Source organism: Mesorhizobium sp. M3A.F.Ca.ET.175.01.1.1, assembly GCF_004791945.1.
Lineage (GTDB): Bacteria > Pseudomonadota > Alphaproteobacteria > Rhizobiales > Rhizobiaceae > Mesorhizobium.
In genome coordinates, this window is sequence record NZ_SRTP01000005.1 from 302,984 (window position 1) to 324,962 (window position 21,979).

The window sequence follows — 21,979 nt, forward strand, 5'->3', positions numbered from 1 at the left end:
ATTGAGCCTGCACAGAATTGCTCAGGTTAACGATCCGTAAGGCCACGCGATGCCATAACGTCACGGGGTTTGTTCCCGCGGGGAATTGATGCGTTTCCACAAGGCGGAATCCGCATTCTTTGTCTTTATTTTCGTGATCCTGGCCGCCGGCCTGGTGACCTTCCACGCCTATGGCCAGTTGCAGGACATTGCGACCGATCTCGATACCGCGTCGCGTCTCGAACGCATCATCTATCTCAACAGGCTGCTGTTCGTGACCGGGGCGTTGCTGGGGGCGGCTCTGTTCTTTGGCATCTTCTTCATCTACCCGCTGATCCGCGGCCAGGTGCGGGAGGAGGGCAAGCTGCGCGCCATGACGGTCTCGCTGAGCGCCCGTTCGCTGACGCTTGAGCAGGCGGCACTCACCGATGCCCTGACCGGCATGCAGAACCGCCGCTATTTCGACGATGCGCTGCGGGAATATCTCGAGGAGTTCGGCCGCATCAACAGACCGGTCGGACTGATGATCCTCGACCTCGATCATTTCAAGCAGGTCAACGATACCCATGGGCACGATGTCGGCGACGAGGTGCTGCGGACTGTCGCGCAATGCGTGCGGGGCATGACCCGCTACCACGACGTGGTGGCGCGGCTGGGCGGCGAGGAGTTTGCCGTGGTCACGCCGAACATGGATTCAGAGTTGCTCGCGCGCTTCGCCGAGCGCATCCGTAAGGCGATCGCGAACCTGACGATCGTCTCGGGCAATGTGCGGCTGAAGGTCACCACCAGCGTCGGCCTTGCCGTCTGGGATCGCAAGGAGAGCGCCGAGGATTTCTACCGCCGCGCCGACCGCCATCTCTATGAGGCGAAGAAGCAGGGCCGCAACCGCGTCTGCGCCTGAAATTCCGCCACTGAATTCGTGAGGCTGGCCGTATGCCACCGTTGCCTGCCCTTCCGGTGCTCACGGACTTATGTCCGCTCCGCTCCGGTTCTCGCAAACGGTGCCATCCGCCTCAGCCTGTCGAATTCCCTTGCGGAATTTGTCTGCATCTCGTCCGTCCTTTTCAGGGACATCATAAGATGCAGGCTTAGTCGTTCTGTTGGCGCATGCCGAAGGTCGAGGGCCTAAGGCCGTAGCGCAGGTCGAAGTCCTCGTCGGGTGGAGGACGCGGCGCAGCCGGCTTGCGGTAGTCGGGGTCGCCGGCCTGGCGGCCGGTATCGACCGCCTCGGCGAAGGCCATGGACTGCTGCGGTTTCGGGACGTTGCGCAACCGCTCGACGATTGCGGCGAGATCGACGTCGTCGCCGGCTTCGGCGGGCTGCGTCTGCTCGCGCTTGGCTGTTCCCGGAATGAATTCCGGGGCCAGCTTCTCGAATTTGAGCCGCATGGTCGTGGCCACGCCTTCGCCGAAGGCGATGGCCTCGCGCTGGCCCATCGAAGACAGGAAGGCGAGGGTCGAAGCCGAGGAATCGGCGATCGCCGAGCGGATGATCGCCTGGTCCTGCTCATTGGCGAGCCGCATGGCGAAGAAAGTCGAGCACTGCGAGAGAATTGTCGGATCGAGCTCGCCCGGGCGCTGGGTGACGACGCCGAGGTAACAGCCATATTTGCGGCCTTCCTTGGCGATGCGCGACAAAGCGTGCCTGGTCGGTGCGAAGCCGAGGCGCGGATCGGCCGGCATGTAGCGGTGCGCTTCCTCGCAAAGCAACAGCAGCCGCAGCCGGCCCTCGCTCCAGAGCGCAAGGTCGAAGGCCAGGCGGGCGAGCACGGAGCAGACGGAATTGACAACCTCGGACGGCATGCCCGCCATCTCGAAGCACGTCACCGGACGGCCGTGGTTGGGCACCCGGAAGATGTTGCCGATCGTCTCGTGGATGGTGTCCTCGATCAGCCGCGAGTTGAACATGAAGCGGTAGCGCGGGTCGGCCGCTGCCGATTCGATGCGCGTGCGCAGCGACTTCAAGGTCGGTCGGTCGTTCTTGCTTTCCAGCATGCCCATGCGCTCGTCGATCTGCTTGAGCAGGTCGGCGACGCGGTAGGGAACCGGCGTGTCCGCTGTCAGCGCATCGCTGCCGCGCCTCACATAAGCGCCCGAGCTCGGATTGCGATAGAGGTTCTTGGCGGCCGGAATCAGGTCGCGCAGGACGTCCACTTCCTCCGGCACCGTCTCGCGCCCGCGAAACAGCACCTCGGCGAATTCTTCGAGCCTGAACATCCAGAACGGCAGGTCGAGCGTCTTGGAATCGACCTTCACACAATATTCGGGGAGCGAGGCGGCAAACTCGTTGTGCGGATCCAGGATCAGCACGCGCAGGTCTGGCCGCGCCTCGATCGATTTGCGCAGGAGCAGCGAGACAGCGGTGGATTTGCCGACGCCGGTCGTGCCGACGATGGCGAAATGGCGCGCCAGCGTGTCGTCGATGGCGATATTGGCGTCGATCGCCTCATCCTGCGACAGCGAGCCGATGGTGACCGAATGGCGTCCGGCGAGATCGTAGACCGCCTGCAGGTCGCGGCTCCTGATGCGGTGGGCGATGGCGCCGATATGCGGATAGGTGGTGATACCGCGGTCGAAGACCGGCTTGCCACCCGGTTCACTGGCGTCTCGCACCTCACCGATCAATTCGATGCTGACCTCGATCGCGTTCTGGCCCTCGCTGCTCCACGCGCGATCCGACTTGCCGATCGCGTAGACCAGGCCGACCGTACGGGTCGAGCCGAGATTGATCGATATCATCTTGCCGACCGTCCACTGACCGGTGACGGTGCCTTCGGAATCCTCGGCATAGGCACTGATCGTCGCTCGCGCGCCGTCGCACTGGACGACATTGCCCAGGATGCGCTTGTCGTTCTGCTGAGTGTTGCGGCGCTCCTGCGAGGTCGGTTCCCCAACGGAGGCTTCGCGTTCGACAAACATCGGTGACTCTGATCCCATTCCCCTGAAGGTCGACCCTATCGGGTTGGAGTTAAAGTCGGGTGAGGTCGAATGGTGTAAGGCCTGTTAAGCCAGTCGCGAAAATTCGATCGAACAGGCTCTTTCGCGGCAGTGCGATTTTTAGGCCTTGGCGAGGCGCGAAAGCAGCCAGCGGCGAAAATCCTGCTCAGCGCCGGTGAGACGGGATGACAAGGGCCATGTCAGGAAGTGACCCGATGGACTCGAGAGCTCGAAATCCGAAAGGCTGACAAGGGTCTTCTCCTTGAGGGCAGCGTCGATCAGAGGCCGTGAGCCAAGCAGCGCTCCGGCGCCTGCCTTGGCCGCTTCCATTGCCGCGACGAAACTATCGAAGCGATGCGAGCGCCGGGGATGTCCGACAAGGCCCGCGGCTGCGAACCATTCCGCCCACATCTCGCGAGCGCCAGCGACCAGAAGCAGGGGCAGCGACAGCCAATCATTGTTTCCACCAAGGTCTGGGGCGGCGACCGGGACAAGCCGTTCGACGGTCAGCCGGGCCGCCTCGCGCCCGGGAAAAGACCCATTGCCGAAGCGGATGTCGAGCACCGAGCCTGGCTGGTCGTAGTCGGTTGGTCGGTGGATGGTCACCAGATCGAGCCTGACAAGCGGCAGCGCCTTCGCGAGATCGGGAAGAGCCGGGACCAGCATCAAGAGGGCGAAGGAAATAGGATTACGGACGGTGACGGTCTGCACGGCGCGCGGCTCGAACAGTTCGTACGTGCTGTTGCCGATGGTCGCGAATGCCGCCTGGATGTGCGGGAGATAGGCGGCGCCCTCAGGTGACAGAGCCACGCCGCGCGCCAAGCGTGCGAACAGTCGCGTCTTCAAACGCCCTTCCAGAAGACGGATGTGCTGGCTGACAGCGGCTTGCGTCAGACCAAGTTCGGCGGCCGCGGCGGTGAAGTTCGACAGGCGCGCGGCCGCCTCGAAGCTGCGCAGCCAGTCAAGTGGAGGCATTCTATCGAAAGCTGGTGCAGCCATCAGAAATACGGAGTCATAGGCCACAAAACGATAATTTGAGTTATGACTCTGTCGGCGCCAGCATGCAAGCAATCACGCGCAACGGCGGGTTAGGGATTGGAGGTTCCGGACATGCTGACGACAGCAACCCTTGGCGACGGAGGGCGAACGATCGAACTTGCCTGGAAGGACGGAAAACGCAGCCGCTTCCACGCCATGTGGCTGCGCGACAATGCGCTCGACGGCAAGACGCGCAGCACCGGCAACGGCCAGCGGCTGATCACCATTCTCGACATTCCGGCAGAGACCCGCATCGGCGAAGCGTCGATGAAAGGCGAGGCGCTCGAGGTCACGTTTTTGCCGGAAGGCAAGACGGTCAGCTACCCCGCAAGCTGGCTTCGCGCGCATGCCTATGATCGTTGCGAGGATCGCCAGCCAGGCTGGACCGAAGACGCGATAAAGCGCTGGACCTCGGCCTCGATGCAAAATTCCATCACGCGCGCCTCTTACGCGGAGGTCAGCCGCGACAGCAACGCGCTGCGGCAATGGCTGGCGGCAGTGCGGACCTACGGCTTCGCCGTCATCGACGGCCTGCCGGCGGAATCCGGTGCGCTGTGCAAGGTGGCCGACCTCTTCGGCTATATCCGCGAAACCAATTACGGGCGCTGGTTCGAGGTGCGTGCCGAGGTCAACCCGAACAATCTCGCCTACACCAATCTCGGTCTGCAGGCGCATACCGACAATCCCTACCGCGATCCGGTGCCGACGCTGCAGATACTGGCTTGCATCGAGAACACGGTCGAGGGCGGCGAATCCAGCGTCGTCGACGGATTTGCAGTGGCGGCCGCGCTGCAGGCCGAAGATCGCGAGGGTTTTCGCCTGCTGTCCTCCTATCCGGCACGCTTCGAATATGCAGGCTCGTCGGGAGTGCGGCTCCAGTCCAAACGACCGATGATCGAGCTCGGGCCCGATGGCGAGCTCATCTGCATCCGCTTCAACAACCGCTCGCTGGCACCGGCGATCGACGTGCCATTCGCCGACATGGAGCACTACTATGCCGCCTACCGCCGGTTCGCCGAGCTGATCGAGGATCCGGCCTTCGAGGTGACCTTCAAGCTGGAGGCGGGCCAGTCCTTCATCGTCGACAACACCCGCGTCATGCATGCGCGCAAGGCGTTTTCGGGCAGCGGGAGACGCTGGCTGCAGGGTTGCTACGCCGACAAGGACGGGCTGCTGTCCACCCTGGCGGCGATCGAGCACAACTTCAGCGAGGCAGCCGAATGAACCCGAACGAGCTGAACGCCGGCAACATCGTCGAATTCATCGCCGACATCTTCGAGCGCCGCGGGGCGGAATCCTATCTCGGCGAACCCGTCACCATGTCGGAGCACATGCTGCAGGGCGCTTGGCTTGCCGAGCAGGACGGCGCGCCGGAGGAACTGGTCGCGGCGGCGCTGCTCCATGACATCGGCCACTACACCAGCGAGTTCGGCACCTACTCGCCGGACGACGTCGAGGACAAGCATCACGACGAGGCGGGCGGCGAGGTGCTGGCGCCGTTCTTCCCGCCGGTCATCGTCGAATGCGTCAGGCTGCATGTCTCGGCCAAACGCTATCTCTGCGCCACCGATCCGACCTATTTCGGCAAGCTGTCGCCGGCCTCGGTCCATACGCTGTCGCTGCAAGGCGGGCCGATGAGCCCCGAGGAGGTGGCCGAATTCCGCCGCAACCCGTTCCATGAGGAAGCGGTGCGCGTGCGCATCTGGGACGAAGGCGGCAAGGTAGCCGGCATGAAGACGCGAGCCTTTCGCGACTACGTGCCGCTGCTGGAACGGGTGGTGCGAAAATTCGCGAAGGAAATGACGGCCTAATGTCCCGAAGGAAGGCTGGGTGCGTCCACGCGATGTGTCAACTTTGGCCGTTGACAGCGGCGCGCCACCGCCCTTATTGTCCGCGCCCATGAAAACGGCACTCATTCTCGTAGGCAGGCGCGTGGGCAAGGCGGTGTAACCGCCGGGCGAAAACCTCCCATGCGCATCACACAGGCTCCCCCGGGGGGCCTTTTTTATTGCCTGAAACACGACTAAACGACCAGCAATCGCCAGACAGCGAACAGTACGGGACCAGACCGATGAGCAACGAACGGAACGAACGGCGTGAGATGACCGGCGCCGAAATGGTGGTGCAGGCGCTGAAGGACAACGGCGTCAAGCACGTCTTCGGCTATCCGGGCGGCGCAGTGCTTCCGATCTATGACGAGATCTTCCAGCAGGACGAGGTCGAGCACATTCTGGTCAGGCACGAGCAGGGCGCCGGCCATGCCGCGGAAGGTTATGCCCGTTCGACCGGCAAGGCCGGCGTTCTCCTCGTGACCTCCGGCCCCGGCGCCACCAATGCGGTGACGCCGCTGCAGGACGCGCTGATGGATTCCATCCCGCTGGTCTGCCTGACCGGACAGGTGCCGACTTCGCTGATCGGGTCCGACGCCTTCCAGGAGTGCGATACGGTCGGGATCACGCGACCATGCACGAAGCACAATTGGCTGGTGAAGGACGTCAACGAGCTCGCCGCCACCATCCATGAAGCATTCCATGTCGCGACCACCGGGCGTCCGGGCCCGGTCGTGGTCGACATCCCGAAGGACGTGCAGTTTGCCAAAGGCGTCTACGTGCCGCCGCGGACTGCGCCCCGCACCAGCTATCAGCCGAAAATCCAGGGCGATCTCGAGAAGGTCAAGGCCGCCGTCGAACTGATGGCGAGCGCAAAGAACCCGATCATCTATTCGGGAGGCGGCGTCATCAACTCAGGCCCGGAAGCCAGCCACCTGCTGCGCGAACTGGTCGACCTCACCGGTTTCCCGATCACCTCGACGCTGATGGGGCTTGGCGCCTATCCGGCCTCGGGCAAGAACTGGATCGGCATGCTCGGCATGCACGGCACCTACGAAGCCAACATGGCCATGCACGACTGCGATGTGATGATCTGCATCGGGGCGCGCTTCGACGACCGCATCACCGGCCGGCTCACCGCGTTCTCGCCGAACTCGAAGAAGATCCATATCGACATCGACCCGTCCTCGATCAACAAGAACGTCCATGCCGACGTGCCGATCCTGGGCGATGTCGGCCGCGTGCTGGAGGATTTGGTGCGGCTGTGGCGGGCGAGCGCCAAGGCCGACAAGAAGGCGCTCTACCCATGGTGGGAGCAGATCGCGAAATGGCGCGCGCGGGATTCGCTCGCCTTCAAGATGAACAACGACGTCATCATGCCGCAATATGCGATCCAGCGGCTCTACGCGCTGACCAAGGATCGCGACACCTACATCACCACCGAAGTCGGCCAGCATCAGATGTGGGCGGCACAGCACTATCATTTCGAAAAGCCGAACCGCTGGATGACCTCGGGCGGCCTTGGCACGATGGGCTATGGCTTGCCGGCAGCGCTCGGCGTGCAGATCGCGCATCCCGACGCACTGGTCATCGACATCGCCGGCGACGCATCGGTGCAGATGACGATGCAGGAGATGAGCTGTGCGGTGCAGTATGAGGCGCCGATCAAGATCTTCATCCTCAACAATCAATACATGGGCATGGTGCGGCAGTGGCAGCAGCTGCTGCACGGCAACCGGCTGTCGCATTCCTATACCGAGGCGATGCCGGATTTCGTCAAGCTGGCGGAAGCCTATGGCGCGCATGGCATACGGTGCGACAAGCCAGATGAACTGGACGATGCGATCAAGGAAATGATCTCGGTGAAGAAGCCGGTGCTGTTCGACTGCCGCGTCGCGACGCTCGCCAACTGCTTCCCCATGATCCCGTCGGGCAAGGCGCATAATGAAATGCTCCTGCCGGACGAGGCGACCGACGAGGCGGTGGCCAACGCCATCGACGCCAAGGGCAGGGAATTGGTGTAGGCAAAGGTCGGAACCCGCGGCTGGGGAGCCGTTTGTAAACAGAGCTTTAGATCAAGAGTTTGAAATCGAGATTCACGTCATGAACGCACAGCTGCAACCGACCGGCTCGGCCTATTTCATCGCCAAGGAAACCGAAAAGCCGGAAAACCACACGCTTTCCGTGCTGGTCGACAACGAACCGGGCGTGCTTGCCCGCGTCATCGGCCTGTTCTCGGGGCGCGGCTACAACATCGAAAGCCTGACCGTCTCTGAGACCGAGCACGAGAAGCACCTGTCGCGCATCACCATCGTGACGCGCGGCACGCCGCATGTGCTGGAGCAGATCAAGCATCAGCTGGAGCGCATCGTGCCGGTGCACGGCGTGGTCGACCTCACCGTTCGCGCGCACGAACTCGGCCAGGAGCGGCCGCTGGAGCGGGAATTGGCGCTGGTCAAGGTCGCCAGCACCGGCGAGGCGCGCGTCGAGGCGCTCAGGCTGGCGGATGCGTTCCGCGCCAGCGTCATCGACGCCAACGTCGAGCATTTCATCTTCGAGATCACCGGCAAGGGCTCCAAGCTCGATCAGTTCATCGCCATCATGAAGCCGCTGGGACTGGTCGAGATCTGCCGCACCGGCGTCGCAGCGATGAACCGCGGCCCGCAGGGCATGTGATAGCGGCCATCGCCGCTCGGCCTCTTTTGCTCCTCTCTGGACCGGCACTCGCCCGGTGGTGGCCTTTGCGCGTCCCGCAAGAAAGGTCAATAAGGCTGACATATCTGGGAGGATATGATGTCACTTAGCGCATTCCTTGCCCTGCTGGTCTATGCCTTTGTGACATCAATCACACCGGGGCCGAACAACCTCATGTTGCTGGCATCAGGAGTCAATTTCGGCCTCGTCAGGACGGTTCCACACATGCTGGGCATCAGCATCGGCTTTCTGTTGCTGCTGCTGGCAGTGGGCTTCGGACTCGGTGCGGTGCTGACTGCGTTTCCGGCGCTGCACACCGCGCTCAAGGTCGCTGGCGCCGCTTACCTGCTTTACCTGGCCTGGAAGATCGCCTGGTCGCGCTCCTTGGACGGCAGTGGCGGGGCGAATTCGCGCCCCATGCGCTTCATCGATGCCGCCGCCTTCCAGTGGGTCAACCCCAAGGCATGGGTGATGGCCGTTACGGCCATGGCCGTCTATACCAACCCCGATCACCCGTTCGTCTCCGTGGTGCTGATCTCGGCCGCTTTCGCCATCGTCAACTTCCCCAGCGTTTCCGTCTGGGCAGGCTTCGGCACGGCGCTGCGCGGGTTCCTGTCGGATCCGACGCGGCTGAAATGGTTCAACATCGCCATGGGCTTACTGCTCGCGGCGACGCTGTGGCCAATGCTTCGCTAGTGCGTCGATATTCAGGTGGGGCGGGCCTGCAAATGGTGGTTCCTGCGCTTCCCTTCAGCCGCCGCGGGCCGGGCCTTATCGCCTTGATCCAGGCTGCACAACAATTGTGCACTGCACATTAAATCTTCGTAATGCCGCGCTTTGGCCCTTTTCCGCCAAAGCCGTGTCCTATCTATTCGGCGAAATTCGCGGGAAAATGGCCGCGGAACGAGCTGAAATATGACACCGGATTCAGCGTGTCGGGTGAGAGGGCTTGTTGTCGATGCGCGGAAAAATTGCCTTTGCAGTGGTTGCGGTGGCCTGCCTTGCGGGAGCCGGTCTGTATCTTTCGCCCACGGCGCGGGACAAAGCCCAGCACTTGATCTCAGGCCAACCGGCCGCCGCGACGGACAAGCCGGCCAAGGTGTCCGAGAAGGCCGGCGGAAACGGCGCGCGCTCCGCGTCGATCGTTGCCGCCACGGCTACGACGGCGGACTTCCCCATCCGCCGCTACGCGATCGGTTTTGTCTCGTCGCCCGCCGTGGTCAACATAAATGCCCGTGTCTCCAGCCAGATCATGTCGATTGCGGTCAAGGACGGCCAGATGGTCAAGGCCGGCGATCTTCTATTCTCGCTCGACGACCGCGCGTTGAAGGCGCAACTGGCCAAAGACCAGGCGGCGCTGGTCAAGGACCAGGCAATGCTGGTCAGCGCTACGGCGGATCTGCAGCGCGCCAAGGACCTCGTCGCCAAGCAGGCCGGTACGCAGCAGACCTACGATCAGGCATTGGCGGCGCAAAAGGCCGCGGCCGCGACGATCGATGCCGACAAGGCGACGATCGATTCGGACACCGTGCAGTTGGGCTATGCGACGATCTCGGCACCGATTTCGGGCAGGCTCGGCGCCGTCAACGTCTCCGTCGGCGACCTCGTCACCACCAGCAACGGCAACAGCACGGCAACGCCGCTCGTCACCATCACGCAAATGGACCCGCTGCAGGTGAACTTCACCCTGCCCGAAAGCAATCTTGCGTTGTTGCACAAGGCGCTCGCTCACCCGCAGGAGGGCGGCGTGACGCTGACCAAGGACGGCGATCCGACGCCGATCGGCAAGGGCACGCTCGATTTCGTCGATTCCAGCGTCGACACCGCTTCCGGCACCATCGCGACCAGGGCCAGCATTCCCAATCCCGGCCTTTCGTTGTGGCCGGGCCAGTATGTCAATGTCGTGCTCGACGCCGGCACGATGCCGCAAATGACGTCGGTTCCGACGGTCGCGGTGCAGCCCAGCCAGAAGGGGCCGTTCGTCTATGTGGTCAAGCCGGACAACACGGTCGAGATGCGGCCGGTCCAGGTGGCGCTGACGGAAGGTCAAAACAGCGCCATCAGCCAGGGGCTGAAGAACGGTGAAAGGGTCGTCGTCGAGGGCCAAACAAGGTTGAAGGACGGCGCCGCCGTGCATGAGGGCAAAGCGGCGAGCAACGATACCGGCCAGGCCGCTCCCAAGCTCGCGGAAGCCGACAAGGGCGGCGAGGCGCGGCCATGATCTCCGAATTCTGTATTCGCAGGCCCGTCGCCACCCTGCTGATGTCCTTCGCGCTCGTGCTGGGCGGCATCTTCGCCTACAAGTTCCTGCCGGTGGCTGCGCTGCCGAGCGCCGAGTTTCCGGTGGTCAACGTCTCGGCCCAGTTGCCCGGCGCCTCACCGGAGACGATGGCGACATCCGTGGCGACGCCGCTGATCAAGCAGTTCGCCACGATCGCCGGCATCGACTCGATCTCGACCACCAACTCGCTCGGCCAGACCTCGATCGCCATTCAATTCGTGCTCAATCGCGACATCGACGCCGCGGCGGCCGATGTCCAGGCGGCGATCGCGCGCACCCAGAAATCGCTGCCGCCGGAGATGACGGCGCCGCCGAGCTATCGCAAGGTCAATCCGGCCGACGCGCCGATCCTTCTGATGTCGCTGGTCAGCGACACGGTGCCGCTAACCGATCTCGATGCCTTCGCCGAAAACGTAATCTCGCCGTCACTGTCGACGATCGACGGCGTGGCGCAGGTCTCGATTTTCGGTCAGCAGAAATATGCAGTGCGCATCCAGATCGATCCAACCGCGCTTGCCGCGCGCGGCATCTCGATCGACCAATTGCAGACGGCGATCGCTTCGGCCAACAGCAACACACCGGTCGGAGTGCTGCAGAATGACAAGCAGCAGCTGACCATCACCGCCAACACGCAGCTCGACAACGCGGCGCAATTCTCCAACATCATCATCGCCACGAAGAACGGACATCCCGTGCGGCTCGGCGAGGTGACCCGCGTCGTCGATTCGGTTCAGACCACCACCACGGCGAGCTGGTATGACGGCACGCGCGCGATCATCCTTGCGGTGCAGCGACAGCCCGACGCAAACACCGTCGACGTCGTCGACAAGGTCAAGGCGATGCTGCCGTCCTTCCAGGAGCAGATGCCTGCCGCCGCCAGCATCAAACTGCTCAACGACCGCTCCACATCGATCCGCCAAGCCGTCGACGACGTGCAGTTCACGCTGCTCTTGACCATCGCCCTCGTGGTGATGGTGATCTTCGTGTTCCTGCGCCGCGTGACGGCAACCATCATCCCGGCCGTGGCGGTGCCGATCTCGCTGATCGCTACGCTCGGGGCCATGTTCCTGTTCGGCTTCTCCGTCGACAACATTTCGCTGATGGGGCTGACGCTGGCGGTCGGCCTCGTCGTCGACGACGCCATCGTGATGCTGGAAAACATCTTCCGGCACATGGAGGAGGATGGGCTGTCGGCATTCGATGCCGCGCTGAAGGGCGCGCGCGAGATCGGCTTCACCATCATCTCGATTTCGATCTCGCTGGTGGCGGTGTTCATCCCCGTGCTTCTGATGGGCGGCGTGATCGGCCGCATCTTCAACGAATTCGCGGTGGTCGTCACCGTGGCAATCCTGGCGTCGATGTTCGTCTCGCTGACGCTGACGCCGATGCTGTGCTCGCGGCTGCTGTCGGTCACCAAGGCCGATCGCGAGGCGCATGGCGACGGTCACAGGCATGACCTTTTCACGCGCGCCTACGACTGGGTTCTCAGCTTCTGCCTGCGTCATACCTTCCTGGTATTCCTCCTCTTCATCGGAACCGCGGCGGCATCGGTCTGGGTGATCCAGGTCTCGCCGAAAGGCTTCTTCCCGCAAGAGGACATCGGCCAGATCTCGGTGACCACCATCGCGCGCCAGGACATTTCCTTCGACGCCATGGCGAAGCTGCAGGGGCAGGTGGCGAACGTCTTCTCGCACTCGCCCTACGTGGCGCATGTCGCCTATTCGGCCGGCAGCGGCAACAATGCGCTCAATCAAGGCCAGCTTTACGTGCAGCTCAAGGACAAGGACCAGAGACCCGACATCGAGAAGGTGCTCTCCGATCTGAGGCGGCAGCTGTCCAACGTGGCGGGCATCGAAACCTATATGCAGCCGGTGCAGAACCTGAGGCTCGGCTCGCGGTCTTCCGCCAGCGCCTATCAGCTGGTCGTCCAAGGGCTCGACAACGGGGCGACCGATGTCTGGGCGCAGAAGCTGAACGACGCCATGGCCGCCGACCATAAATACTTCACCGACGTCACCAGCGATCTGCAGAACAACGCGCTGCAGGCGACGCTGGTCGTCGATCGCGACAAGGCGGCAACGCTGGGCGTCGACACCGACACGCTGCGCTCGAGCCTCTATGGAGGGTTCGGCACCGCCCAGGTCTCGACGATCTTCGGCTCGGCCGACAGCTATGAAGTGATCATGGAGCTCGACCCCAGGATCGAATGGTCGCCGGAGCGCATGCTCGCCATCCAGGTCAGGACCGCGAGCGGCAGCCTGGTTCCGCTCGGCAGTTTCGCACGCGTCGACCGCACCGCAGGTGCGCTGACCGTCAACCAGCTCGGCCAGCTTCCGGCGGTGACGATCTCCTACAACCTGCCGCAAGGCGTGGCGCTCGGCGACAGCGTGGCCCGCATCGACCAATTGAAGGAGCAGATCGGCATGCCGAGGTCGATCGGCACCAGCTTCGCCGGCACCGCCAAGACGTTCCAGGATTCGCTCGCCAACCAGGGCCTGCTGATCGGCGGCGCGATCCTGACCATCTACATCGTGCTCGGCATGCTCTATGAGAGCTTCATCCACCCGCTCACCATCCTCACCGGGCTGCCGTCGGCGGTGCTTGGCGCGGTGGTGGCGCTGCGCTTTGCCGGCATGGACCTTTCCGTCATCGCGGTCATCGGCATCCTGATGCTGATCGGCATCGTCAAGAAGAACGGCATCATGATGGTCGACGTGGCGCTGGAACTCAGGCGCGAGGGCATGTCGGCGGTAGATTCCATCCATAAGGCCTGCCTGATGCGTTTCCGGCCGATCATGATGACGACGCTGGCGGCGCTGATGGGCACCTTCCCGATCGCGCTCGGCACCGGCGCCAGCGCCGAGTTGCGCCAGCCGCTCGGTGTGGCGGTCGTCGGGGGTCTTCTCGCCTCGCAGGCGCTGACCCTGTTCGTGACGCCGGTGATCTATGTCTATTTCGAGCGTTTCTCCGGCTGGCTGCTCAGCTTCTCCTCGAGGAAAAGCCGCCCGGCGCTGCACGCCGTCGAGAACGGCGAGCAGCCCTCGCTGTTCGACCAGGAGGACGATCGCGTGGTCGAACTGCAAAAGGCGGCGGCCGAGTAGCCTTCTGCCGCCGTTGGCCCAAGGTAACATGCTTGCGGCGCAAAGCGCGCGCTTCTAGTTTTGCGCCATGGCCCATGATCATGATCACGACAATGAGCTCGATCCGTTCGCCGCGCGTGTGCGCGCGCTGGAGACGATCCTGACCGAGAAGGGTCTGATCGATCCGGCGGCCATCGACGCCATCGTCGACACATACGAAACGAAGATCGGTCCCCGCAACGGTGCCAGAGTGGTGGCGAAGGCCTGGACCGATCCGGACTACGCCGAATGGCTGAAACGCGACGCCACGGCGGCGATAGCCTCTCTCGGCTTCACCGGCCGTCAGGGCGAGCATATGCAGGCCGTGTTCAACACCGAGGAGACGCACAACCTCGTCGTCTGCACGCTGTGCTCCTGCTATCCGTGGTCGGTGCTCGGCCTGCCGCCGGTCTGGTACAAGGCGCCGCCCTACCGGTCGCGAGCGGTGATCGATCCGCGCGGCGTGCTGGCGGAGTTCGGACTGACTTTGCCGCAGGACAAGAAGATCCGCGTCTGGGATTCAACGGCCGAGCTTCGCTACCTTGTGGTGCCGATGCGGCCGAAGGGGACCGACGGCTGGAGCGCGGAGCGGCTGGCCGAGCTTGTGAGCCGCGATGCGATGATCGGCACCGCGCTGGCCAAAGAGCCGCAATAGAGGGAGCCTCAATGAACGGGCCGCAGGACCTCGGTGGGCAGATGGGTTTCGGCCCGGTCGCGCCCGAAACGGACGAGCCCTACTTCCATGCCGAGTGGGAGAAGCGGGCGCTCGGCGTCACGCTGACCGCCGGTGCCATGGGTGCCTGGAACATTGATGAGAGCAGGCATGCGCGGGAATCCTTGCACCCCGCCGACTATTACGGCTCGAGCTACTATCAGATATGGATCAAGGCGCTGGAGACTCTGTTGGAGCGCCACGGTTTCGTGACGCAGAACGACCTTGAGGCCGGCAAGGCGCTGGACCTGGCAGCGACGCCCAAAAGAGTGCTGAAAGCAGCGGACGTGCCGGCGGTGCTCGCCAAAGGTGGGCCGTGCGATCGGCCGGTCACGAAGCCGGCACGCTTCCGGACGGGCGATCGCGTGCGCACGAAGAATTTCAATCCCATCAGCCATACGCGCCTCCCACGTTACGCACGGGACAAGAATGGAATCGTCGAGGCCGTGCGCGACGGCTTCGTCTTTCCCGACAGCAATGCGCATGGCGAGGGCGAAAATCCGCAATGGGTATACACGATTGTCTTCGACGGAACGGAGATCTGGGGCGAGGGCGCCGATCCGACGCTGAGTGTCTCTATCGATGCCTGGGAGAGCTATCTTGAGCCGGCATGACGCCGACCTGCCGACGGGTTTCGACGATCCAGTTTTCGCGGAGCCGTGGCAGGCGCAGGCCTTTGCCATGACCGTGGCCCTGCACGATAGGGGCCTGTTCTCGTGGAGCGAGTGGGCGCAGGCCCTGTCCGCCGAGGTGAAGAAGCCCGGCGCCGCAGGAGACGGCCATGATTACTATGAGCATTGGCTGGCAGCGCTGGAAAGGCTGCTCTCGGCCAAGGGCGTCGCCGGCAAGGGCGAGGTCGACGTACTTGCAGCGGCCTGGGAACGTGCCGCGCACGCCACGCCGCACGGCAAGCCGATCCTGCTGGAGAATGATCCGGGGCTGGGCAGGTAGGCCGCTTCACTCAGTTTGTGTTCACTTTACGTTCTGGTCATGGCCTGATAGCGTCACGCGCTTGAAGAAATGAGATCGCCGTCGGCGATGCTTGTGTTGAGAGCTCCAACCTTGTCTTTCGCTCGCGAATCCGGTCTGTCGCGCTGATGGAGTTCTCTCCCCAACAGGACGAAGCTTTGAAGGCGGTCGGCCGCTGGCTGAAGGAGGGCCGGCCGCAGATCTTTCGCCTGTTCGGCTATGCCGGCACAGGCAAGACGACGCTGGCGCGCTATTTCGCCGAGCATGTCGACGGGCAGGTGCAGTTCGCCGCCTTCACCGGCAAGGCAGCGCAGGTGCTGCGCTCCAAGGGCGCAATCAACGCCCGCACCATCCATTCGCTGATCTACAGGCCCAGGGGCGAGGAATCGGTCGCGGACGAGGTGACCGGCAAGACGTCGATCGCGCCGACCTTCGCGCTCAACCGGCAGAGCCCGATCGCTCGCGCCAAGCTGGTCGTCATCGACGAATGCTCGATGGTCGACGAGCAGCTCGGCCGCGACCTGATGAGCTTCGGCACGCCGATCCTGGTGCTGGGCGATCCAGCCCAACTGCCGCCAATCTCTGGCGGCGGCTTCTTCACCGAACACGAGCCGGACGTGCTGCTGACGGAAATCCATCGCCAGGCGCGCGACAATCCGATCATCCGCCTCGCCCTCGACGTCCGCGAGGGCCGCGAGTTCATGCATGGCGACTATGGCACGGCGCAGGTGATCGGCAGGGAAGGCGTCAACCAGGAGCTTGTGATGAAGGCCGACCAGGTGCTGGTCGGCACCAACCGCACGCGGCGGCGCTACAACCAGCGGCTGCGCGAACTCAAAGGGTTCAATGCCGACTATCCGCAGGCCGGCGACAAGCTGGTTTGCCTGCGCAACGACCCGGCCAAGGGGCTGCTCAACGGCTCGCTGTGGAAAGTGATGACCTCGTCGCGCGAGACGGTAAAGCCCGGCATCAACCTGCTGGTCTCGCCGGAAGAGGACGATCCCGACCGCGGCGTCGCGAAGATCAAGCTGCTCAAGGCGGCATTCGAAGATCCCGACGCCGAAATCCCCTGGCAGCAGAAAAAGCGGTTCGACGATTTCGATTACGGCTACGCGCTGACCGTCCACAAGGCGCAGGGCTCACAGTGGAACAACGTCGTGCTGTTCGACGAAAGCTGGGCGTTCAAGGAAACCAGGCAGCGCTGGCTCTACACTGCAATCACGCGTGCCGCCGAGCGGCTGACTGTCGTGCGTTGAAACGATTCGTCATTGTGATGCCGGCCTGGCACCCAGCCATCGCCAGGCGGCTTCTTCATCCTCAGCGTCGAAACGCCTGAATTCGAAAGGCAAAGTCTTCGGGAGGAAGCCCCTGGCGAGGGATGCCCAGTCGGGTTCGCCGACGGCCGCGCAGCGGACGACGTGTTCCAGGGCGTCGGCCACACCCTGCTTGAGCGTTTCCTGCGAAATGTTCGCCCAATCGACGCTTTCCTGGTCGGTCAGCCGCACCAGCACGTCGACCCTGGGGTGGAGGGCATAGGCCGCCTGGAGCAGCCCGAAAAGGTTCTCGGCGTCGGCAGGCGAAACATCGCCGACCACGTCAATGGCAAAGAGCGCGTCGCGATTGGTCTCGATGCGGCGTATCGCCGGCACGGATTCGAGGAAATTCACTGGCAAATCCTTGCGTTGGCACCATCTCGTCATCTGGAACACCGGAAACCCTCTATCTGTTCCCTTCAAAGGCGCTATAGATGCGCGCGAACGCAGAGGGGCTCAGCGTTCCAACAGAACCGCTGAGCCGCTCTGGTATTTGTTCTTTCGCAATTCCGGACGGAAAGTCCTTTTCCTGAATTGCTTCAATTGGACACTGGATCATGCCCGCGAAGCTTTCGGTCAATCTCAACGCGGTCGCCATGCTGCGCAACCGACGCGACCTGCCATGGCCGAGCGTCACAGGGCTGGGCCGCATCGCGCTGGCCGCGGGCGCGCATGGGCTGACGGTGCATCCACGGCCGGACGAACGGCATACAAGGCATTCCGACCTGCCGCAGATCAGGGCGCTCATCGACGACGAATTCCCCAGGGCGGAGTTCAACATCGAGGGCTATCCGAGCGAGGATTTCCTGGCCCTGGTCGAAAAGCATCAGCCGGAGCAGGTGACGCTGGTTCCCGACGATCCGGCGCAGGCGACATCGGACCACGGCTGGAACTTCGTCGCACAGGCCGCGTTCCTCACTCCGATCGTGAAACGGCTGAAGAAGGGTGGTTTTCGCGTGTCGCTGTTTTCCGACGCTGATCCTGCTGGCGTCACTGCTGCACTGAATACCGGGGCCGACCGGATCGAGCTCTATACCGGTCCCTACGGCAGCTGCCATTCCGATTCCGCCAAGGCGGCGAAGGAGCTGGAAAGATTGGGAAAAACCGCGGATGCCGCCCTTGCCGCCGGGCTCGATGTCAATGCCGGTCACGATCTGACGGCGAACAACCTGCCGGCGCTGGCCAAACGCATTCCGGCATTGGCCGAAGTATCGATCGGACATGGGTTGACAGCCGATGCGCTGGAGTATGGCATGGCCGGTACGGTCGGGCGTTTCTTGAAGGCCTGTGGATGGTAGGACAAGCAAGCCTTGCGTAGCTGCGGCGGTTCTCGCGAGTCCTTTTCATTGCGGCGACCATGGGGGATGGCGCGTGTGTTGAAGTGGGGTCCATGGTACTAGCCAACGCCAGCAGCGAGGCAGAATCCCTCGAACGGTCGAACCATGCTGAAACCGAACGCCACCACAGCACCAAGGTTCTGATGCTTGGCGCGCTCGGTGTCGTTTATGGCGACATCGGCACCAGCCCGATCTACGCTTTCCGCGAGGCGCTCCACGCCTCCGGGGAACTGGTCGCCCGCGAAGATGTGCTCGGCGTCTTGTCGCTGATCGTATGGGCGCTGACGATTATCGTCACCATCAAATATGTCGCCTTCGTGCTCAGGGCCGACAACAAGGGCGAGGGCGGCACCCTGTCGCTGATGGCGCTCGCCCGCAGCGCCTATCCCAACGGCTCGCGGCTGATCCTGGGCATCGGGCTTTGCGGCGCCGCGCTGTTTTTCGGCGATTCGATCATCACGCCGGCCATCTCGGTGCTCTCCGCTGTCGAAGGCCTGAAGGTCGTCACGCCGGCGCTCGAAGCCTATGTCGTTCCGATCACGCTGCTGATCCTGGCGGTGCTCTTTGCCGTGCAGCGCTTCGGCACCGGAAAGGTGGCCGCCGTTTTCGGACCGGTGACCGCGATATGGTTCCTGGCGATTGGCGTTGCAGGCCTCTACCACATTGTCGATGACTTTTCCGTGTTCCTGGCGATCAACCCCTATTATGCGGTGTCATATCTTGCCACCACGCCGACGGGCGCCTTCGTCACGGTCGGTGCCGTGTTCCTGGCGGTCACCGGCGCCGAAGCCCTTTATGTCGACCTCGGCCATTTCGGCCGCAAGCCGATCGTGCTGGCCTGGTTTTCGGTGGTCTTCCCCTGTCTGCTGCTCAACTATTTCGGTCAGGGCGCATACGTGTTGTCGCATGGGGGCAAGCCCACCAACCCATTCTTCCAGATGCTGCCTGAATGGGCGCTGATGCCGATGGTCGGCCTGGCCACTGCGGCGACGGTGATCGCCAGCCAGGCGGTCATCTCCGGCGCCTTCTCGCTGACCAGGCAGGCGGTGCAGCTCAATCTGTTGCCGCGCATCGAGGTGCAGCACACGTCCGAGATGCAAAGCGGACAGATCTACATGCCCCGCGTCAATCTCCTGGTCGCACTGGGCGTCATGCTGCTGGTCGTAGGCTTCGGCAGCTCCAGCGCGCTGGCCTCGGCCTATGGCATTTCCGTGACCGGCGAAATGCTGATGACGACGATCCTGCTATTCGTGGTGATGCGCTGGCTGTGGAAATGGCAGCTTGCGCTCGCATTGGCGCTTGCGCTGCTCTTCGGCACAATCGATTTGGGCTTCTTCTCCGCCAACGTGGTCAAGATCGTCGAGGGCGGCTGGGTTTCGATCACGGTCGCCTGCGTCATGGGACTGATCATGTCGACCTGGATAAGGGGCAGCCGCTACCTGTTCGACAAGACCCGCCGCAACGAGATCCCGCTCGACTTCCTGGCGGCTAACCTTCTGAAGAAAAAACCACAATTGGTGTCGGGCACGGCGGTGTTCCTGACCAGCGATCCGCTCAGCGCGCCAACGGCGCTGATGCACAGCCTCAAGCACTACAAGGTGCTGCACGAGCAGAACGTCATCCTGTCGGTGGTGACGGCGCCGCAGCCGGTGGTGCCGGACAGCGACCGCGTCAAGATGGAGACGGTCAACGAGCTGTTCATGCGGGTCTCTCTCACCTTCGGCTACATGGAACAGCCTAACATCCCGCGCGCGCTGGCGATCTGCCGCAAGCAGGGCTGGAAGTTCGACATCATGACGACCTCGTTCTTCCTGTCGCGGCGCTCGCTGAAAGCCTCGCCCAATTCCGGCATGCCGGTCTGGCAGGACAGGCTGTTCATCGGCCTTGCGCGCACCGCGGCGGACGCGACCGAGTACTTCCAGATCCCCACGGGGCGCGTCGTCGAGATCGGCACGCAGGTGGCGATCTGACCTCCCGGTTCGTCCGACAATGCGCCTCTTCTCGTGCTGAAATGCGGCGAGGCCTGCGCCGGTGGCATGGGAGACCTAACGTGACGGCACTTGATATTGCACTGCAGCAAGCGTAGAGGAACCGCCCGTTTATCGGAGTGTCGTCCATGGCCCTTGCCAACGGTGCTGAGGCAGAACCCGCCGATCCGTCCGGCCACCCGGAAATAGAGCAGCACAGCACCAAGGTGCTGATGCTGGGCGCGCTCGGTGTGGTCTATGGCGACATCGGAACCAGCCCGATCTACGCATTTCGCGAGGCGCTTGTGGCGTCCTCACGCGGCGAGGTCGCGGATCGTGTCGACATTCTGGGCGTATTGTCGCTGATCATCTGGTCGCTGACGATCATCGTCACGATCAAATACATCATGTTCGTGCTGCGCGCCGACAACCGCGGCGAGGGCGGCGTGCTGTCGCTGATGGCACTGGCACGCAGCAGTTTTGCGACGCGCTCGGCGATCATTCTCGGCGTCGGCATCGCCGGCGCATCGCTTTTCTTCGGCGATGCGGTGATCACGCCAGCCATCTCGGTGCTTTCGGCGGTCGAAGGCATGAATGTGGTGACGCCGGCATTCCAGCCTTATGTGGTGCCGCTGACGCTGCTGATCCTCGCCATCCTGTTTGCCGTGCAGCGGTTTGGCACGGGCGGTGTTGCCTTGATTTTCGGTCCGATCACGGCCGTCTGGTTCCTCGCTATCGGTCTTTCCGGACTGAACCACATCATTGCCGATCCCGAGATCCTGTGGGCGATCAGTCCGCACTACATTGTCGCCTTCCTGATCCACTCACCGGACGTCGCCTTCGTCACCATCGGCGCCATCTTCCTGGCCGTCACCGGTGCGGAGGCGCTTTATGCCGATCTCGGCCATTTCGGCCGCAAGCCGATCGTGTTGGCTTGGCTGGCGATCGTGTTTCCCTGCCTGCTCTTGAACTATGCGGGGCAAGGTGCCTTTGTGCTCGCCAAGAACGGCATCGTTGGCCACCCGTTCTTCGAGATGAACGAGGGCTGGGCGCTCATTCCCATGGTGGTGCTGGCCACTGCGGCGACCGTGATCGCCAGCCAGGCTGTCATCTCCGGCGCCTATTCGCTGACCAGGCAGGCGGTACAGCTCAACATGCTGCCGCGGCTGGAAATCCTGCACACTTCCGAAAAGCAGTCCGGGCAGGTCTATATGCCGCGCGTCAACATGCTGCTGGCGCTGGTGGTGATGCTGCTGGTGGTCGGCTTCGGCGAATCCAGCAAACTCGCCTCGGCCTATGGCATCTCGGTCACCGGCAACATGCTGGTGACGACCGTGCTGCTGTTCGTTGTCATGACCCGCATCTGGAAATGGCAGTTCTGGGTCGCTGCGTCGTTGTCGGCGCTGTTCGCCTTCATCGATATCGGCTTCTTTGCTTCCAACATCGTCAAGGTGTTCGAGGGCGGCTGGGCTTCGCTCGCGGTGGCCTTCGCCATCATCCTCGGCATGTGGACCTGGGTGCGCGGCAGCCGCTACCTGTTCGACAAGACCCGCCGCAACGAGATCCCGCTCGACTTGCTGGCGGCTAACCTTCTGAAGAAAAAACCACAATTGGTGTCGGGCACGGCGGTGTTCCTGACCAGCGATCCGCTCAGCGCGCCAACGGCGCTGATGCACAGCCTCAAGCACTACAAGGTGCTGCACGAGCAGAACGTCATCCTGTCGGTGGTGACGGCGCCGCAGCCGGTGGTGCCGGACAGCGACCGCGTCAAGATGGAGACGGTCAACGAGCTGTTCATGCGGGTG

General features: G+C 63.2%; 18 protein-coding genes. 15 read left to right on the top strand and 3 right to left on the bottom strand.

From position 1 onward, the window contains the following. Positions 1-88: 88 nt before the first annotated feature. On the top strand, positions 89-880 hold the full coding sequence (locus EN818_RS15135) for a GGDEF domain-containing protein (RefSeq protein WP_095808122.1): 792 nt from the start codon (positions 89-91) through the stop codon (positions 878-880). A 187-nt stretch (positions 881-1,067) separates the two neighbouring features. Here the strand turns inward: EN818_RS15135 and EN818_RS15140 are convergent, their stop codons facing one another. Together EN818_RS15140 and EN818_RS15145 are read right to left on the bottom strand one after the other, a co-directional pair. Beyond that, positions 1,068-2,897, bottom strand: coding sequence for an ATP-binding protein (locus tag EN818_RS15140; RefSeq protein WP_095808121.1), 1,830 nt, complete (start codon positions 2,895-2,897; stop codon positions 1,068-1,070). Between the two features lie 138 nt (positions 2,898-3,035). Beyond that, on the bottom strand, positions 3,036-3,890 hold the full coding sequence (locus tag EN818_RS15145) for a LysR family transcriptional regulator (RefSeq protein ID WP_095808120.1): 855 nt from the start codon (positions 3,888-3,890) through the stop codon (positions 3,036-3,038). 135 nt (positions 3,891-4,025) lie between these two features. On the opposite strand from EN818_RS15145, the gene EN818_RS15150 reads away from it, so the two are divergent. The 11 genes from EN818_RS15150 to EN818_RS15200 all read left to right on the top strand — a co-directional run bounded on the left by EN818_RS15150 (position 4,026) and on the right by EN818_RS15200 (position 16,813). Continuing rightward, positions 4,026-5,177: a gamma-butyrobetaine dioxygenase gene (locus EN818_RS15150; protein WP_129553875.1), complete on the top strand. Its 1,152-nt coding sequence runs from the start codon at positions 4,026-4,028 to the stop codon at positions 5,175-5,177. Continuing rightward, complete coding sequence (locus EN818_RS15155) at positions 5,174-5,764, top strand: HD domain-containing protein (protein ID WP_095808118.1); 591 nt, start codon at positions 5,174-5,176, stop codon at positions 5,762-5,764. The genes EN818_RS15150 and EN818_RS15155 overlap by 4 nt, the downstream gene beginning before the upstream one ends. A 260-nt stretch (positions 5,765-6,024) precedes the next feature. Then, positions 6,025-7,806, top strand: a complete 1,782-nt coding sequence (locus EN818_RS15160; RefSeq protein ID WP_095808117.1) for an acetolactate synthase 3 large subunit — start codon at positions 6,025-6,027, stop codon at positions 7,804-7,806. Positions 7,807-7,885: 79 nt separating this feature from the next. Beyond that, positions 7,886-8,458 (top strand): acetolactate synthase small subunit, encoded by a 573-nt coding sequence (ilvN, locus tag EN818_RS15165; RefSeq protein WP_095808116.1) that lies wholly within the window; start codon positions 7,886-7,888, stop codon positions 8,456-8,458. A 117-nt stretch (positions 8,459-8,575) separates the two neighbouring features. Continuing rightward, positions 8,576-9,172 (top strand): LysE family translocator, encoded by a 597-nt coding sequence (locus EN818_RS15170; RefSeq protein WP_095808242.1) that lies wholly within the window; start codon positions 8,576-8,578, stop codon positions 9,170-9,172. 262 nt (positions 9,173-9,434) lie between these two features. Beyond that, positions 9,435-10,697 carry an efflux RND transporter periplasmic adaptor subunit gene (locus tag EN818_RS15175; protein WP_095808115.1) on the top strand — a complete coding sequence of 421 codons (1,263 nt, stop codon included), beginning with the start codon at positions 9,435-9,437 and terminating at the stop codon, positions 10,695-10,697. Further along, positions 10,694-13,858 (top strand): efflux RND transporter permease subunit, encoded by a 3,165-nt coding sequence (locus tag EN818_RS15180; protein WP_095808114.1) that lies wholly within the window; start codon positions 10,694-10,696, stop codon positions 13,856-13,858. Before EN818_RS15175 ends, EN818_RS15180 begins: the two co-directional genes overlap by 4 nt. Positions 13,859-13,925: 67 nt before the next feature. Continuing rightward, positions 13,926-14,531 carry a nitrile hydratase subunit alpha gene (nthA, locus tag EN818_RS15185; RefSeq protein ID WP_095808113.1) on the top strand — a complete coding sequence of 202 codons (606 nt, stop codon included), beginning with the start codon at positions 13,926-13,928 and terminating at the stop codon, positions 14,529-14,531. An 11-nt stretch (positions 14,532-14,542) separates the two neighbouring features. Beyond that, positions 14,543-15,202 (top strand): nitrile hydratase subunit beta, encoded by a 660-nt coding sequence (gene nthB, locus EN818_RS15190; RefSeq protein ID WP_095808112.1) that lies wholly within the window; start codon positions 14,543-14,545, stop codon positions 15,200-15,202. Then, positions 15,189-15,539, top strand: a complete 351-nt coding sequence (locus tag EN818_RS15195) for a nitrile hydratase accessory protein (protein ID WP_095808111.1) — start codon at positions 15,189-15,191, stop codon at positions 15,537-15,539. Before nthB ends, EN818_RS15195 begins: the two co-directional genes overlap by 14 nt. Positions 15,540-15,685: 146 nt before the next feature. Continuing rightward, complete coding sequence (locus tag EN818_RS15200) at positions 15,686-16,813, top strand: ATP-dependent RecD-like DNA helicase (RefSeq protein WP_095808110.1); 1,128 nt, start codon at positions 15,686-15,688, stop codon at positions 16,811-16,813. Positions 16,814-16,822: 9 nt separating this feature from the next. Here EN818_RS15200 and EN818_RS15205 read toward each other — a convergent pair whose 3' ends face one another. Then, positions 16,823-17,224, bottom strand: a complete 402-nt coding sequence (locus tag EN818_RS15205) for an STAS/SEC14 domain-containing protein (protein ID WP_095808109.1) — start codon at positions 17,222-17,224, stop codon at positions 16,823-16,825. A gap of 203 nt (positions 17,225-17,427) precedes the next feature. Here EN818_RS15205 and EN818_RS15210 point away from each other — a divergent pair, with 203 nt between their 5' ends. The 3 genes from EN818_RS15210 to EN818_RS15220 all read left to right on the top strand — a co-directional run. Next, positions 17,428-18,168, top strand: a complete 741-nt coding sequence (locus tag EN818_RS15210; protein ID WP_135904672.1) for a pyridoxine 5'-phosphate synthase — start codon at positions 17,428-17,430, stop codon at positions 18,166-18,168. Between the two features lie 92 nt (positions 18,169-18,260). Beyond that, the gene (locus EN818_RS15215) at positions 18,261-20,177 is read left to right on the top strand and encodes a potassium transporter Kup (RefSeq protein WP_095808107.1); all 1,917 of its coding nucleotides are present in this window, start codon (positions 18,261-18,263) and stop codon (positions 20,175-20,177) included. A gap of 146 nt (positions 20,178-20,323) precedes the next feature. After that, positions 20,324-21,979, top strand: a 1,656-nt coding sequence (locus tag EN818_RS15220; RefSeq protein WP_095808106.1) for a potassium transporter Kup, incomplete at its 3' end; no start/stop codon positions are given.